The following is a 15,162-nucleotide window of genomic DNA, read 5'->3' on the forward strand; positions in this document are numbered from 1 at the left end:
ACCCTCACGTTTCTAGTTACTGACTATTCTAGCTTGGTGTCTCTGGATCCCCCGATCTGCTAAACTAGAACGGATGGGTGAAACACCACGAGACCGACTGAGCGGCGCTGTTTCGTTAAGCGTGAAAAGTGAGGCGGTACGATTTTGTGGTGCTCTATGCCAAATATTGACCGCCTCAGTGGGTGTGGCGACTGGATCGATTTGGGTTTTGTGGAGCGAGAGCGGACACCGCGGCAGCTGATGGAGCTCGGTATTCGACTCCATCTTGCTGGTCTCTCGCTTTCGAATACCGTTCGAGAATTAGAGAAGTTTGGTGTCGAACGGAGTCACAAGGCAGTCCACGATTGGGTCCACACGTTCAATCTACAGCCAGCGGATGACGAGAACCCAAATCACGTCGCGCTCGACGAGACAGTGATTCAACTCGACGAACATCGGTATTGGCTGTACACTACTGTCGATCCAGAAACGAACGAAAATCTCCATATACGGCTGTATTCAACAACTACGACCGCTTTGACAGAACGGTTCCTGCAGGAACTCACTGAGAAACACGATCTCGACGATGCCGTGTTTCTCGTCGATGGCGCAAAACATCTCCAAACTGCACTCCGTCGAGCTGGGCTCCGATTTCGATACGAAAAACATGGAAATCAGAACGCTGTTGAACGTGTCTTTCATGAGATAAAACGATGTACTTCTTCGTTCTCAAACTGCTTCAGTCACGCAAAACCATCAACAGCAGAGTCGTGGCTCCAAGCCCTCGCCGTCTGGCACAATGCTACAAACTAAACACGACCGAACTGAGAGGGCCATACCCCTGGAAGAGGACAGCCCGAAACTACCGTCCAGTCGCTGGTCTCTTTACATTCCTATGTCCGTATAGTATGGCGGAGAATCGCAAATTCGAGCAACAGCGAAGGATCGTCCCAGTTTTCTCGAAAAAAGGGTCGGATGCAAAATCGGGATCGGGAAGCCTGCTGTGAGAGCAACGACCGCGTTTTTGTGGGAGTCTCTTTCAGTACCGCTGAATGCGTCGTCATCATCGAACAGACTTCCGCTAACTCATGGTTCTTGCTCGAAATCGCTGAAATAGCGGCAAATATATTTCGACTGATTCGAAAACCGAGGCTGCCATCGTTCAGAAATAAGCAAATACTACGCTCTCATCGAATCTGTTGTATACTTTCTATTCGGTGGCGTGGGGGATTTGACCGTGTTCTGATCCAGTTGTTCGAATTGGTGGTCGCGTTCGGTCGTTTGCGGTATTCTCCTAACACTCGAATTTTCGTTCGGTAGAGCCGAAAGACTCCTATACTACCACGGAATGGTTTCCATTATGACGAACACATCAAACCGGTCGGTCGAACGGGCGTTCAAGATCGTCGACGAACTTGCGGAGAACGGATCCGGGGGTGTTTCGGATCTCGCCGGACGGCTCGATATGCCCGTCAGTACCGTTCATAACTATCTCCAAGCGCTTGTTGCGACGGGATACATCACAGTCGAAGAGAAAGAGTACTCGACTACAACCCGGTTTCTCGAGGTGGGCAACCAACAGCGCCACCGACTGGAAATATTCAAAGTCGTCAGCGACAAACTCCAGGATATAGCGGCGGAGACCGGCGAGCATGTCACGTTGATGATCGAAGAAAACGATCAGTGCGTAATCGTCGCGGTGCAAGAAGGGCCCGACGCCGTCAATCTGTTCGCGTATCCCGGTGCACGAATGCCACTTCACGCAGCAGCTCCCGGGAAAGCGATCCTTGCACACATGCCGGACGACCGCGTGCAGGAGATCATCGACCGGCAAGGACTCATCGAGATGACGAACCGAACCATCACGGACCCCGACATTCTCTTCGAACAACTCAAGCGGATCAGGGACCAGGGGCACGCCATCGACGAGGGCGAACGCATCGCGGGAATGGTCTGTATCTCCGCTCCGGTGCTCGACAAGAGCGATCACATCCGCGGCGCAATCTGCGTCTGTGGCCCGCAGAGCCGAATCGACGAGGAACGACGCGAGGAAATCGCGGATATCGTCAAACGGTCGGCGAATGTGACGCAGGTCAACCTCGACTACGTGTGACCGACGTTCAACGTGTTGAGGCGTGCATCAGGCGTCGGAAACGGCTGCCAACGCCTCGATAGTCTCTTCGGCTATTCCGTCGGCGGCCTGCTCCGGAATCGTCACGAGCGGCCGATCGATGACCGTTTCGCTCACGATTTCGCGAAGCCGATCGCGAGCTTCCGACGGCGTCCCGGCCACACCGAGGTCGTGGACCATTTCGTCCGTGACCAGGGTTGCCGCGTCTTCCCGGTCGCCCGCCCGCCAAGCCTCGGCAACGCGATCGACCTGCTCCGGGAACTCGGTGGCGATCGCGTTCCGATATCCGTCGGCACTACCCGCGTAATACGCGACGTGACCACGTACGGCGTCGTAGGCCTCGTCGCGATCTTCGCTCACGGCCGCCGGCACGTACGGAGCGATCGTGATTTTGTCGGGGTCGCGGTCGCGTTCTCGAGCACTCGTTGCAACGACCTCGAACGCGTCGTTCAACCCAGAAAATGGGATGTTGTGCGGCATCCAGCCGTCACAGAGCCGGCCGACGACACGCCGGTTCGCCGGCCCGAGCGCCGCGTGGTAGACCGGAACGTCCCTGTCCAGTGGCGGAACGCTTGAGACGCTAACTTGTTCCCCTTCGTAAGTGACCAATTCGTCGTCGCCCAGGATGCGTTGAATCACTTCGATAGTTTCGTGGGACCGACGGACCGGTCGGTCGAACGACATTCCGTGGACGTTCTCGACGGCGGTCGGTGTACTCGTCCCGACCCCGAGGGACGCACGACCGTTGGAAACTCGATCGAGGGTCGCGGCGGTCACCGCGAGGACGGCGGGCGTTCTCGAAAAGACGTTGACGATGGCGGTTCCGAGCTCGACTTTATCGGTCTTTGCGGCGATTTCGCTGAGTTTCACGACCGAGCTCGAGCCCCATAGCTCCCCCATCCAGACGGAGTCGTATCCCCGTTTTTCCGCGCTGATCGCGAGGTCGGTTGGATCGTGCGTTCCGGTCCGCGGAATGACTACTCCGAGATGCATGCCGCTCGATTGGACGTATACTGTGATAAATTACCGTGGTTACTGTCCACGGCTGGCGGGTCCGGTCGCGATCCGACCGGTGGCATCGATCGGTGCTTACCGGGGGCTGGGCAACGCTACCGGCCGACGAAGTCGGGATCGTCGTCGCCGAAGAACGCGTCGAGCCCGCGCTCGTAGTCTTCCGTTCGCGTTGCACCTGCGATGACGTCCGTCTCCGCCGCGAGCTGTCGCTCGAGCGAGCGATCGTAGCTATCGGTCAGCAGTCGGGTCGTCGCCCCGAACGCGCGAGTTGGCCCGGCTGCCAGCTCGGCAGCGACTGTAGCCAGCCGGTCGTCGAAGTCGTCGACAGGGACGACCTCGTTGGCCAGTCCCAACTCGCGGGCTTCGTCGGGGTCGATTGGCTCGTCCCGGAGGACAATCTCCTTGGCGGTCCGGAGGCCGATCAGTCGCGGTAGAAAGAACGTTGCACCGCCGTCACCGGTCAGCCCGATCCCCGGATACGCAAATTTGAGCGTCGCGTCCTCGCCGAGGACGAGCAGGTCCGGAAACAGCGCGAGGCTAAACCCGATTCCGGCTGCAATACCGTTGACGCCGCCTACGACCGGCGTTTCCGCCCGGTGGAACTGGACGATCGCTTCGTGGGCCCGTCCGGCCAACTCCCGGATGTGGGCCGCATCGGAGCCGTCCCCGGAGAGGGCACTGAGATCAGCACCAGACCCGAAGAAATCGTCCGCGTGCGTGAGCACGATACAGCGAGTTTCCGAATTTTCACCGAGGGTCGTCGCCACCGACACTAGTTCATTCGCCATCTCGAGGGTGAGTGCGTTTCGACCGGCCGCGCTATCGAGTGTGACCGTTGCAACGCCGTCGTCGTGATCGACCGTGAGGTTATCGTACGCAACCATCGGAGACGAGTTTGGAGCGGTCCCGCTTAACGGTTCGTGCTTCGTCACTCCGGGTGCCGACGAATCCCCGTTCAGCCTCAAGTCCCAACTAGAGCACGTCGGTCAGATCAAACCGTTCGTCAACGAACAGTCGCGAATCCATCTCGTCGAGGTCGCCAGCCACGAGCGGCTCGAAGCCCATCTCGTTGATGACGTCGGTTTCCACGTCGATACCCGGTGCGACCTCCGTGAGCTCGAGTCCGGCCTCGGTGAGTTCGAAGACGGCACGCTCGGTTACGTAGACGATCGGCTGCTCGATATCGGCAGCGTACTCGCCGCTGAAGGTGATCTGTTCGACCGAGTCGATGAACTTGGGATTCGTCCCCTCGCGTTCGATCGAGAGCGCTCCGCTTCCGGTCTCAATCTCGAGTCCATTGGTCGTCAGCGTGCCACAGAATACTACTTTCTCGGCGTTCTGGGTGATGTTGATGAAACCGCCACAACCGGGGAGCTGTGACCCGAACCAGCTGACGTTAATGTTGCCCGCGGCGTCCGCCTGTGCCATTCCCAGAAAGCCCATGTCGAGACCGCCGCCGTCGTAGAAGTCGAACTGTTGTGGCGAGGACACGAGCGCGTGATGGTTGCTCGCAGTCCCGAAGCTGATCCCGCCGGAGGCGGCGCCGCCGACCGGCCCCGACTCGACGGTCTGCGTGATCTCGTCGTCGATTCCGCCTTCGGCCGCGACGACTGGCACGAGTTCCGGGACGCCCACGCCAAGGTTGATGACCGAATTTGGCTCGAGTTCCATCGCAGCGCGACGAGCGATAATCGTCCGGACGTCGAGCGGAATACCGTCACTCCCGTCGTCGGTCGGCCGTTTTATTTCGCCGCTGTAGGCGGGATTGTAGTCCTCCGCGTACGTCTGCTGGTGGTGGCTCGGCGGTGCCTCAACCACGGTGTCGACCAGGACGCCGGGGACTGTGACGTCGCGTGCGGTGAGCGTTCCCGACTCTGTGATTCGCTCGACCTGTGCGATCACCGTGCCACCGGAGTTGTGTGCAGCCTGAGCCATCGCCAACGTGTTCGAATCGAGCGCCTCTCGCTCCGTGGTTATGTTGCCGTCTTCGTCGGCCGTCGTCCCCCGGATAATAGCGACGTCGATTGGGACCGAGCGATAGTAGAGGTACTCCTCGCCGTCAAAGGTCACGAGTTCGACGATGTCATCTTCGGTGACATTGTTCGCCTTCGCGCCGTCTTGGCGCGGATCCACAAACGTTCCCAGGCCGACGTGGGTGATCGTACCGGGCTTCCCCGCGGCAGTATCGCGAAGCATGTGATCCATCACGCCGAACGGTAGGTTGTATGCCTCGATCTCGTTTGAGACGATTTTCTCCATCAGATCGGGCGTAAAGCCCCAGTGGCTCGCCATAGTGCGCTCGAGCATGCCGTCCTGAACGAGATGCGAGATCCCACGGCCCTGTTGGTCACCCTCCGCAGCGGGATGATAGAGAGTGAGATCGCGGGGTGTACCGGTTTCAGCGTATCGCTCACCCAGCGCCTCGAGGACGTACTCGGGAATGCCGACGGCGACGAAGCCGCCGATTCCGATCGTATCGCGGTCGTCGATGCACTCGATAGCAGCCTCTCTGGACTGGCGGACTGTCATACGTATGCCTCGAGAGACGCGCTATTTTTAGTTACCTATCTTCGAGTGGCCGTTCACCGCGTCGACCGAGCGGCCGAATTCGGATCGCCTGTCGGAACAAACGATGGAATCGTACGCTTTACTATCCCGCTCACGAATCACCGCGTATGGAGCCGACAAACGAGCAGCAGCTGATACAGGAGACAGTCCGAGAATTCGTCGAGGAGGAAGTCGTCGATGCGGTCGACGAGTACGACGAGGCGCAGACGTTTCCGGAAGACGTCTGGGACGGGCTCGCGGAGCTCGATCTAACCGGGCTGACGGTCCCGGAAGAGTACGGCGGGTTCGACGCCGACGAAGTGACCTACAGCATCGTCAACGAGGAAGTAGCGCGCGGACATCTGGCGGTGGCAACGGCGCTGTCGGTTCACTGTCTGGCGACGTCGTGTATCCGCCAGTTCGGCTCAGACGAGCACAGAGAGCAGTGGCTGCCGGAGATGGTCGACGGCCGGCCGGTCGGAGCGTTCGCGCTCTCGGAGCCGGACGCCGGGTCGAACCCGGCGGAGATGAGCACCGAGGCTCGTCTCGAGGACGGCGAGTACGTGATCAACGGGAAGAAACAGTGGATCACGAACGGAAAGCGAGCGGGCGTTGTCGTTCTGTTCGCGAAAACCGATCGCGACGACCCGGACAGCGTGACGCAGTTCTTGGTTCCCAAAGACACGCCAGGACTGGAAGTCGGCAAGAAAGAGGACAAACTTGGGCTGCGCGCGAGCGACACAACGACGCTGCTCTTCGATGACGCGCGAATTCCCGAAGAGAACCGCCTGACCGAGGTCGGCGAAGGGCTGAAAGCCGCGTTCTCGATCCTGACCGGCGGTCGGATCGCAATCGCCAGTCAGGCTGTCGGAGTCGCCCAGGCAGCCCTCGACGCTGCCGTGAGTTACGCCAACGAACGCGAGCAGTTCGGCGAGCCGATCATCAACCACCAGGCGATTGCACACAAGCTCGCGGACATGCAGACGGATGTTCAGGCTGCACGCCTGCTGACGCGCGACGCCGCCCGGAAGAACGACGACGGTCTCGACGCGCAAGCGGCGAGCATGGCGAAGTACTTTGCGAGCGAAACGGCCGTCGACGTCGCGAACGAAGCGGTCCAGGTTCACGGCGGCTACGGGTACACCAAGGATTTTGATGTCGAACGCTACTACCGGGACGCCAAGATCACCACGATCTACGAAGGCACCTCGGAAATACAGAAAGAGGTTATCTCACGGAACCTGACGGAGTGACTTACTCGTACTCGTAGAATCCGTTGCCCGTCTTCTTCCCGAGGTCACCGGCCTCGACTTTTCGCTTGAGGAGGTAGGCGGGTTTGTACCGATCGCCCAGCTCCTCGTGGAGCGTCTTGGAGGCGTGAAGGCAGACGTCGAGCCCGATGTGGTCGGCCAGCGTCAGCGGCCCCATCGGGACGTTCGTCCCGAGTTCCATCCCCGTATCGATGTCCTCCTTCGTGGCGACCTCTTCGTCGTAGGCCCGGATCCCCTCGTTGATCCAGGGCATCAGGATGCGATTTGTGACGAACCCCGGCTTGTCGTCGGATTCCCACGTCGTCTTCTCGAGGTCTTCGGCGAAGGTATGAGCCAGTTCGGTGACATCGTCAGCCGTCTTCTCGCCGACGACGATCTCGACGCCCTCCATGATCGGAACCGGGTTCATGAAGTGCAACCCGACCACGTGCTCGGGGTGTTCGAGGTCGGATGCGATCGAGGTGATCGAAAGCGTGCTCGTGTTCGTCGCGAGGACGGCGTCGTCGCGACAGATCGAATCGAGGTCAGCGAAGATGTCGCGTTTGACCGCGAGATCCTCGAGGGCCGCTTCGATGACGATATCACAGTCCTCGAGATCCTCGAGGGCGGTCGTGCCGGTGATTCGGTCACGGGTGTCGTCGGCTTCGTCCTCGGTCAAGCGGTCTCTGGAGACGAGCCGACCGAGGCTCTCCTCGATCGTCTCGAAGCCGCTTTCGACGTACTCCCGTTCGATGTCGCGCATCACGACATCGTAGTTCGCAGTTGCGGCGACCTGTGCGATGCCACTTCCCATCGTGCCCGCGCCGACGACGCCGACACGGTCGATCGTCTCTACGTGCAAAACCATCACTAGTTGGTGGTCGGACGGTCGTAGTAAATGTCCCGACTCGCGTCGATGTCGGCGACGCCGATCGCCTGTTGCTGGTCACCGTTCGACACAGCTATACTGGACGAGCCAGTACGTACGCGTGGTAGCTAATGTCGCAGGTACGCCTCGCTGGAACAGGCATGACTTCGTTTGGATCGCATCCCGATCGGACGGGCAGGGACATGTTCGCGAGCGCCGGGCTCGAGGCCCTCGAAGACGCCGGCGTTCCGGCTGCGGACGTCGACGAACTCTTCTACGGCAACTTCGTCGGCACCCTCTCGGAACGACAGGGACACCAGGGCCCGCTCATGGCGGAGGCCCTCGGAACGACCGTTCCGTCACGCCGCATCGAAAGCGCGTGTGCCTCGAGCGGGCTCGCGGTCCACGACGCCGTTCGGGCGATCGGAAGCGGCGACGCCGATGTCGTCGTCGCCGGCGGAATGGAGCGGATGACGAACATGGGAACAGCCGGTGCGACCGACGGGCTGGCCAGGGCGGCCGACGACCTCTACGAGGTCCGGTCCGGCGTCACCTTCCCGGGAGCGTACGCGCTGATGGCGCGAGCGTACTTCGACGAGTACGGCGGTACGCACGAGGACCTCGCCCATATCGCGGTTAAAAACCACGAGAACGCGCTCGTCAACGATCACGCCCACCTCCAGCAGGATATTACGGTCGCGGAGGCGCTCGAAGCGCCCGAGATTGCGGCCCCGTTCGGCCTGTACGACGCCTGTCCGATCAGCGACGGTGCAGCCGCACTCGTGTTGACGTCCCCGGCGTACGCTGCGGAGCACGACCTCGAAGCCAGCGTCTCGATCACCGGCGCTGGGCACGGCGGAGATACGATGGCGCTTCACGATCGGCCGACACTCTCGCGGACACCCGCTACTCGGGAGGCCGCCGAGGCGGCTTACGACGAGGCCAGTATCGATCCGAATGATGTCGCCATCGCCGAAGTTCACGACTGCTTTACGATCGCGGAGGTCTTCGCCCTCGAGGCGCTTGGGATGTATAGGTACGGCGAGGCGATCGGAGCGGCTCGCCGCGGCGAGACGCGCCGTGACGGGGGACTGCCGGTAAATCTCTCCGGCGGGCTGAAAGCGAAGGGGCACCCCGTCGGTGCGACCGGGGCCGCACAGGTAGCTGCTGTGGCCACGCTGCTCGACGGAACCCATCCGCGCGCCGAGGCTGTCGCCGACGACGCGACGATCGGCGTCGCCCAGAACGCCGGCGGCACGGTTGCCAGTGCGACCGTTCACGTCTTGGAGGTGATGGGAGAATGACTGATGCCACCAACGATGGGTACGACGAGTTCCTCGAGGCGCTCGCGGACGGGGAGGGATACTTCTACGCTTGCTCGAATGAGCACGGCCTGCTTCCGCCGCGGCAGGCCTGTCCGCACTGCGGCGACCGTGAGTTAGCACGCCGAGAACTGCCACAGACGGGTGAAATCGTTACCCACACGACGGTCTCCGTTCCGACGCCACAGTTCGACGACGATGCCCCCTACGTCACTGCTATCGTCGACTTCGGACAGGTACGGCTCACGGGGATCGTCCGCGGAGTCAACCGTGACGACGTCGCGATCGAACAGCGGGTCACTGCAACCGTCGAACCGAGCGAGACAACGGCCGATCGGACGATCACGTTCCGTCCAGCGCAGTAATACGAATCGAATGGCCCACACTACCGACATCACCGTCGAATGGGGAGATACCGACGCTGGCGGGCTGATCTACTATCCGCGATTCTTCCACTTCGTGGTCGTCGGGCAGAACGACTACTTCACTCCGGCCGTCGACGGCGGCCATCCGATGGAGGCCTACCGATCGGACGGGTATCTCCTTCCCGCAGTCGAGGCGTCGGCATCGTTTCACTCGCCGCTTCGAGCCGGCGACGGCGCGACCATCGAGACGACCGTCGTCCGGATCGGCGACACCTCGCTCACGGTGGCGTTTTCGGTCACGCACCGCTCGAGCGGCGAAGAGGCCGCCGACGGCGAGGTGTCGTTCGTCTTCGTCGATTCCGATTTCGAGCCGGCGTCGTTGCCCGAGTCGTTTCACGACTGCGTCTGTAACCGCGGCGACGCGACTGAGTGAGCCGGCCTCGAAAATTGACGAACACTCTATCCCTGGAACGGGTATCGAATACTGCAGCAGAGAATCAGTGGCTCACTCGAGTGAGCCCTCGCGATCCGATTACAGGTTGTGTTTTTCCTGTTCTTGTTCCCGGAGTTCGACGCGGCGGATCTTCCCGCTCGAGGTCTTCGGGAGTTCGTCCGTGAACTCGATCCGGCGGGGATACTTGTAGGGAGCCGTCTCCTCTTTCATGAACGCCTGGATCTCGTCTTTCAGCTCGTCGCTGCTCTCGTAGTCCTCGGAGAGGATCACGTAGGCCTTGACGACGTTGCCGCGTTCTTCGTGTGGGCTGTCGACCACGGCGGCTTCGGCGACGGCATCGTGGCTAACAAGCGCGTCCTCGACCTCGAACGGACCGATACGGTAGCCAGAGGAGATGATGATATCGTCGGCTCGCCCCTCGAAGAAGAAGTATCCGTCCTCGTCGGCAGAAGCGAGGTCACCGGTACGATAGTAGTCTCCGGAAAGCTTCTGCTCGTCGAGTTCCGGCTTCTCGTAGTAGCCGTCGAAGATCGCCGGCGAATCGACCGGGACGGCAATCTCACCGATTTCACCGGTTTTGACCACTTCTTCGTCGTCGACGTCGATTATCGTCGCGCCGACGCCGGGCGTCGGCTTGCCCATACTCCCGGATTTGATATCGATACCGGGGTAGTTCGTCACGAGTGCGACGGTTTCGGTCTGGCCGTAGCCGTCGCGCGGAGTGACGCCCCATGCGTCCCGGATACGCTCGATCGGTTCGCGGTTGAGCGGTTCGCCCGCCGAGAGCGTGTCGTTCAGCTGGACGTCATACGCCTCGAGGTCAGCGTTCGCGAACATCCGGTACTGGGTTGGGACGGAACAGAGCTTGGTAACGCCCTCTTCCTCGAGAATCTCGAGGAACGTTTCGGGCTCGAACGCCCCGTCGTAGATGAGCTGGGTCGCACCGGTCGTCAGGCCGACACCGACCGGGCTCCAGAACCACTTCGCCCAGCCAGTCCCGGTCGTCGCCCACAGCAGTTCGTCCTCGAGGTCGGTCTCCTCGTCGACACCCCACCAGTACGGCGCGTTAATGCGATTGAAGCAGTACTGCCAGCGGTGTTTGTGTAAGACCGGCTTCGGCTGACCGGTCGTCCCGCTGGTATAGTTGATCGTCATCGGATCGTCAGCCGTCAGCTCCGGGCCGTCGTAGTCGGCCGATTCATCAGCCATAACGTCCGTGGTGCTCGTCCAATTCTCGCCGTGTAGATCCGCCTCGGTGCCATCGAGAACGATTACGCGCTCGAGGGGCGTCTCGTCGAGGATCGGCTCGACCATGTCAGTCAGCGACTCGTGGACGACGATGCTCGTTGCATTACAGTCGTTCGCCCGGAATTCGATATCTTTCGAGCGAAGCATCGACGAGCAGGGGACTAACAGCGAACCGGTCGCCAGCGCACCGAGCTGCACGGCAAAGGCGTCGGGATGGCGGGGGAAGAGGTGCATGATCCGGTCGCCTTCGCCGACACCGCTCGCCTCGAGCCCGTTCGCGAACCGATTCGTGTCGTCCCGGATGTCGGCGTACGTCCGTTCCTCGCGATCGCCGTCCTCGTTCAGAAACCGAACGGCGACTCGATCGCCGAACTCCTCGGCGTGGTCGGCGACGACCGACGTGATCGTGTACGAGTCCGGGATGGTCCACTCGAAGCTCTCCACTTCTGCGTCGTAATTTACACCCATACTCGGCTAATCATAGCTCGCCGGCTTGAATCTTTTGTTGTTCGTGGCATTCCGTATCATAGAACGTGGAACTGGTCCGTGCTGAGAGCGACCCCTGGGTTGACAGTCAGACTGAAGCGAAATGCGACACTGTCCCTCCTGGCCGTAGCGTGCCGTCTCGAGACAGATGACCGCTCGCTCGAGGGTTGCCGTCACGGGCGTCTCCGGAGACGTACCATCAAGTCCAGCGGCGATCGGTAGACCCTGTTGTGACCGGTCAGACACTAGACTAGGGCAAGACTTTAGAATAGTTGTCTGTATACAGTAGACAATGTTCGACGAGCAAGAACTGGCAGATATTTCCCAGCAACAGGAGTCGTGGGAGGAAGACACGCTCGAGCCGTTTCTGGAGCGTGGCGAGCGTAAAGAGCGGTTCGCAACGGTTTCAAACCACGAGGTCGATCGCCTCTACACGGCGAACGACATCGCCGATCTCGATTTCGACGAGGACCTTGGCTTCCCCGGCGAGCCGCCGTACACTCGGGGACCATATCCGACCATGTACCGCGGACGCACGTGGACAATGCGACAGTTCGCGGGTTTCGGGACTGCCGAGGAGACCAACGAGCGGTTTCACTACCTCATCGACGAGGGGCAAACGGGGCTCTCGACTGCCTTCGACATGCCGTCGCTAATGGGTATCGACTCGGACCATCCGATGGGCGAGGGCGAGGTAGGCAAGGAAGGCGTCGCCGTCGATACCCTTCGTGACATGGAAATCCTCTTCGACGAGATCGACATTAGCGACGTGTCGACCTCGTTCACGATCAACCCTTCGGCGGCTGTCATCTATGCGATGTACATTGCACTGGCCGACCAGCAGGGTATCCCCCGTGACGAAGTCAAGGGGACCCTTCAGAACGACATGCTCAAAGAGTTCATCGCTCAAAAGGAGTGGGTTATCCCCCCCGATCCCTCCCTCAAAATCGTCACGGACACGATCGAGTTCGCCGTCGACGAAACGCCGAATTTTCACCCGATTTCCATCTCCGGCTATCACATCCGTGAAGCCGGATCGACCGCCGCTCAGGAGGCCGCGTTCACGCTCGCAGACGGGTTCGCATACGTGGAGGACTGCCTCGAACGCGGACTCGAGGTCGACAAGTTCGCGCCGCTACTCTCGTTTTTCTTCAACTCCCACAACTCCATCTTCGAAGAGATCGCAAAATTTCGGGCCTCACGTCGCATCTATGCCCGCATAATGGACGAACGGTATGATGCAGAACAACCTGAATCGAAACGGCTGAAATTCCACACACAGACGGCGGGCCAGTCGCTGACCGCCCAGCAGCCCCTGAACAATATCGTCCGCGTCACCATTCAGGCGCTGGGCGGCGTCCTCGGCGGAACCCAGTCGCTGCACACCAACAGCTTCGATGAGGCACTGGCGCTTCCGAGCGAGAAGGCGGTCCGCGTCGCCCTGCGGACACAGCAGATCATCGCCGACGAATCCGGCGCAGCCGACATCGTCGATCCGATGGGCGGCAGCTTCGCGATCGAGAAACTCACAAACGAGATGGAAGCCGAAATACTGTCGTACATCGAGGAGATCGAGGAGATCGGCAACGGCTCGATCCGTGACGGAGTCCTCGCCGCCATCGACCAGGGGTACTTCCAGCGCGAGATCGGTGAGGCGAGTTACGAGTACCAACAGCGCGTCGAACACGGCGAGGAAGTCGTCGTCGGCGTCAACAAGTTCACCATCGAGGAGGACACCTCGCCGGATACCCTCCAGATCGACGAAACGACTCGTGAGCGTCAACTCGATCGGCTCGAGCGTGTCAAAGACGAACGCAACAACGAGGAAGTCGACGCGACGCTGTCGGCGCTGTCTGACGCCATCGAAAACAAGGAAAACGTCATGCCGTACATCGTTGACGCGGTGAAAGCGTACGTCTCGATGGGCGAAATCATGCAGGTGTTCGAGGATCACCACGGTGCATATCAGGAGGAACTCTCACCCGTCTGAGTGAGGCGACTCCGCTCATTCGTCGATCCCTTCTGTGTACGACTCCTGTTCGAGACGGTGCACTTCTGATAGGTGTCTCCACCGATCGGTATCTCGTCGAGCTCGACTTTCTTGTAGTCACACACTTGCTAACCACTTCTTGGAATGATCCCCGATTTAAGATACCGGGACAATCGTGGATCGCTGACTCCTGTGCTACGTTTTGAATTGCATCGATATTGTCGACGGCCGCTTCGTGGACCGTCATATACTACCACAGAGAGTAGCGGAAGTAACCATCTTCACCAGCTCTGGAGACGGTACCGTCGAGACGATACAAATTCACTTTTGAAAATCTACTGCGTTTCATCCGGCATTCCGATAGTAACATACGGTAATACGTAAAACACAGACCTATGAGTGCTGGCAGCGATCAGCAAAGTACTCGGTGTATGGTTGCAAAAGTCGGGCTCGACGGTCACGACCGCGGAGCTCACGTTATTGCACGCGCCTTTCGTGACGCCGGGTTCGAAGTCATCTACTCCGGACTGCACAAAGCACCCGAAGAGATCGTCCAGGCTGCCGTCCAAGAAGACGTCGATGTCCTCGGAGTCTCTATTCTCTCGGGCGCTCACGACACGCTCGTTCCAAAGATCATGGACGGCCTCGAGGAGTACGGGGCAATGGAGGACACGCTCGTCCTCGTCGGCGGCGTGATCCCCGAAGAGGATCGCGCCGAACTCGAGGCAGCGGGCATTTCGGCAATCTTCGGCCCCGGGACATCGGTCGAGGAGACGATCGAGTTCATTCGCGAGAACACATCCGAGCGATGAGTACTGACGAGGCTCTGTTCGCAGGCGAATATCGCGCCAGCTCGAGCCATTTCGAATATCAAGAACCGCTCGCTGGGCTACCGGAAGCTCGTCTCAGAGCTATCTGCCCACATGGACGGCGTCGTCGCGAGGTTCCATTGATAAAAAATAGTCACAATGAGGGGGAATAGAATTGTGTTTCCGATATAATTAGTATAGACTCGAAGGGCACTGTCTAGTTCTGAACCTCCTCGATCGGCGTCTTTCCATCGAGAGCTTGATGAGGTCTCTGATAGTTGTGGTAGTGCCTAAACTGTTCAAGCCACTCGCGGACGCTCGACCAACTACCCACCCACGAATTATGGAAGCGGTCGATACGCATTTTGAGGGTGTGAAATCACTTTTCGATGATGTTTCGGTCGGTATAATTGACCAGACCGCTCAATCCTAATCGAGCAAGGGCAGTCCGGTATCCGAATTGATCAACGAGAAATTCACTATCCGAGAGATCGTGTTTCTCGGTGAGTCGATGGAGAAACGCAGCCGCCGGATTGGTGCCATGCCGCCCAAATAACGCAACATCGAGAATCAACTTTGTCTCGGGGTCTATTGCAGCGTATAACCAAGACCATTCGCCGTCAATCTTGACAGCGGTTTCGTCAACGGCGACCCGCTTCGGCTGCGCCTCAGCGGGTCGTGTCCGCTGTCAGCTATAGT

At 59.8% G+C, this 15,162-nt stretch carries 13 protein-coding genes and 1 pseudogene; 8 read left to right on the forward strand and 6 right to left on the reverse strand.

The window, feature by feature from the left end:
- Positions 1-156: 156 nt before the first annotated feature.
- Entirely contained in the window at positions 157-792 is a 636-nt protein-coding gene (locus AC0QDI_RS21605) for an IS6 family transposase (RefSeq protein ID WP_474671745.1), read from the forward strand.
- A gap of 547 nt (positions 793-1,339) precedes the next feature.
- Positions 1,340-2,092, forward strand: a complete 753-nt coding sequence (locus AC0QDI_RS21610) for an IclR family transcriptional regulator (RefSeq protein WP_474671747.1) — start codon at positions 1,340-1,342, stop codon at positions 2,090-2,092.
- Between the two features lie 27 nt (positions 2,093-2,119).
- Here AC0QDI_RS21610 and AC0QDI_RS21615 read toward each other — a convergent pair whose 3' ends face one another.
- The 3 genes from AC0QDI_RS21615 to AC0QDI_RS21625 form a co-directional block, all read right to left on the reverse strand.
- Positions 2,120-3,103 (reverse strand): LLM class flavin-dependent oxidoreductase, encoded by a 984-nt coding sequence (locus AC0QDI_RS21615; RefSeq protein WP_474671749.1) that lies wholly within the window; start codon positions 3,101-3,103, stop codon positions 2,120-2,122.
- Positions 3,104-3,219: 116 nt separating this feature from the next.
- On the reverse strand, positions 3,220-4,008 hold the full coding sequence (locus AC0QDI_RS21620) for an enoyl-CoA hydratase/isomerase family protein (protein ID WP_474671751.1): 789 nt from the start codon (positions 4,006-4,008) through the stop codon (positions 3,220-3,222).
- Between the two features lie 88 nt (positions 4,009-4,096).
- Positions 4,097-5,653: an acyl CoA:acetate/3-ketoacid CoA transferase gene (locus AC0QDI_RS21625; protein WP_474671753.1), complete on the reverse strand. Its 1,557-nt coding sequence runs from the start codon at positions 5,651-5,653 to the stop codon at positions 4,097-4,099.
- 146 nt (positions 5,654-5,799) lie between these two features.
- Between AC0QDI_RS21625 and AC0QDI_RS21630 the strand changes: the two genes are divergently transcribed.
- Positions 5,800-6,924, forward strand: coding sequence for an acyl-CoA dehydrogenase family protein (locus AC0QDI_RS21630; RefSeq protein WP_474671754.1), 1,125 nt, complete (start codon positions 5,800-5,802; stop codon positions 6,922-6,924).
- 1 nt (position 6,925) lies between these two features.
- Here AC0QDI_RS21630 and AC0QDI_RS21635 read toward each other — a convergent pair whose 3' ends face one another.
- Positions 6,926-7,789, reverse strand: a complete 864-nt coding sequence (locus tag AC0QDI_RS21635) for a 3-hydroxyacyl-CoA dehydrogenase family protein (protein ID WP_474671756.1) — start codon at positions 7,787-7,789, stop codon at positions 6,926-6,928.
- 131 nt (positions 7,790-7,920) lie between these two features.
- Between AC0QDI_RS21635 and AC0QDI_RS21640 the strand changes: the two genes are divergently transcribed.
- From AC0QDI_RS21640 to AC0QDI_RS21650, 3 genes are read left to right on the forward strand one after another with little or no spacing between them, the layout of a single operon-like run.
- Positions 7,921-9,093: a thiolase C-terminal domain-containing protein gene (locus tag AC0QDI_RS21640; protein ID WP_098728175.1), complete on the forward strand. Its 1,173-nt coding sequence runs from the start codon at positions 7,921-7,923 to the stop codon at positions 9,091-9,093.
- A complete protein-coding gene (locus AC0QDI_RS21645; RefSeq protein WP_474671759.1) occupies positions 9,090-9,476 on the forward strand; it encodes a Zn-ribbon domain-containing OB-fold protein in 387 nt (128 codons plus the stop codon). Before AC0QDI_RS21640 ends, AC0QDI_RS21645 begins: the two co-directional genes overlap by 4 nt.
- A gap of 10 nt (positions 9,477-9,486) precedes the next feature.
- Positions 9,487-9,909, forward strand: coding sequence for an acyl-CoA thioesterase (locus AC0QDI_RS21650; RefSeq protein WP_474671761.1), 423 nt, complete (start codon positions 9,487-9,489; stop codon positions 9,907-9,909).
- A gap of 99 nt (positions 9,910-10,008) precedes the next feature.
- Here the strand turns inward: AC0QDI_RS21650 and AC0QDI_RS21655 are convergent, their stop codons facing one another.
- The gene (locus tag AC0QDI_RS21655) at positions 10,009-11,646 is read right to left on the reverse strand and encodes an acetate--CoA ligase (protein WP_474671763.1); all 1,638 of its coding nucleotides are present in this window, start codon (positions 11,644-11,646) and stop codon (positions 10,009-10,011) included.
- A gap of 310 nt (positions 11,647-11,956) precedes the next feature.
- On the opposite strand from AC0QDI_RS21655, the gene AC0QDI_RS21660 reads away from it, so the two are divergent.
- Together AC0QDI_RS21660 and AC0QDI_RS21665 are read left to right on the forward strand one after the other, a co-directional pair.
- Positions 11,957-13,654, forward strand: a complete 1,698-nt coding sequence (locus AC0QDI_RS21660) for an acyl-CoA mutase large subunit family protein (protein WP_474671765.1) — start codon at positions 11,957-11,959, stop codon at positions 13,652-13,654.
- 395 nt (positions 13,655-14,049) lie between these two features.
- A complete protein-coding gene (locus AC0QDI_RS21665; RefSeq protein WP_474671767.1) occupies positions 14,050-14,466 on the forward strand; it encodes a cobalamin B12-binding domain-containing protein in 417 nt (138 codons plus the stop codon).
- A 214-nt stretch (positions 14,467-14,680) separates the two neighbouring features.
- On the opposite strand, the pseudogene AC0QDI_RS21670 reads toward AC0QDI_RS21665, so the two are convergent.
- Positions 14,681-15,139: pseudogene (locus AC0QDI_RS21670) on the reverse strand (IS6 family transposase); the annotation flags it as partial.
- Between the last annotated feature and the right edge of the window lie 23 nt (positions 15,140-15,162).

The organism is Natrinema sp. LJW11 (genome assembly GCF_056135975.1).

What these genes read in the sequence shown, in the direction of transcription:
- AC0QDI_RS21620 (WP_474671751.1), bottom strand. Translation starts at nt 4,008, where the DNA reads ATGGTTGCGTACGATAACCTCACGGTCGATCACGACGACGGCGTTGCA.
- AC0QDI_RS21635 (WP_474671756.1), bottom strand. Translation starts at nt 7,789, where the DNA reads ATGGTTTTGCACGTAGAGACGATCGACCGTGTCGGCGTCGTCGGCGCG.
- AC0QDI_RS21655 (WP_474671763.1), bottom strand. Translation starts at nt 11,646, where the DNA reads ATGGGTGTAAATTACGACGCAGAAGTGGAGAGCTTCGAGTGGACCATC.
- AC0QDI_RS21645 (WP_474671759.1), top strand. Translation starts at nt 9,090, where the DNA reads ATGACTGATGCCACCAACGATGGGTACGACGAGTTCCTCGAGGCGCTC.
- AC0QDI_RS21630 (WP_474671754.1), top strand. Translation starts at nt 5,800, where the DNA reads ATGGAGCCGACAAACGAGCAGCAGCTGATACAGGAGACAGTCCGAGAA.
- AC0QDI_RS21615 (WP_474671749.1), bottom strand. Translation starts at nt 3,103, where the DNA reads ATGCATCTCGGAGTAGTCATTCCGCGGACCGGAACGCACGATCCAACC.
- AC0QDI_RS21605 (WP_474671745.1), top strand. Translation starts at nt 157, where the DNA reads ATGCCAAATATTGACCGCCTCAGTGGGTGTGGCGACTGGATCGATTTG.
- AC0QDI_RS21640 (WP_098728175.1), top strand. Translation starts at nt 7,921, where the DNA reads ATGTCGCAGGTACGCCTCGCTGGAACAGGCATGACTTCGTTTGGATCG.
- AC0QDI_RS21660 (WP_474671765.1), top strand. Translation starts at nt 11,957, where the DNA reads ATGTTCGACGAGCAAGAACTGGCAGATATTTCCCAGCAACAGGAGTCG.
- AC0QDI_RS21625 (WP_474671753.1), bottom strand. Translation starts at nt 5,653, where the DNA reads ATGACAGTCCGCCAGTCCAGAGAGGCTGCTATCGAGTGCATCGACGAC.
- AC0QDI_RS21650 (WP_474671761.1), top strand. Translation starts at nt 9,487, where the DNA reads ATGGCCCACACTACCGACATCACCGTCGAATGGGGAGATACCGACGCT.
- AC0QDI_RS21665 (WP_474671767.1), top strand. Translation starts at nt 14,050, where the DNA reads ATGAGTGCTGGCAGCGATCAGCAAAGTACTCGGTGTATGGTTGCAAAA.
- AC0QDI_RS21610 (WP_474671747.1), top strand. Translation starts at nt 1,340, where the DNA reads ATGACGAACACATCAAACCGGTCGGTCGAACGGGCGTTCAAGATCGTC.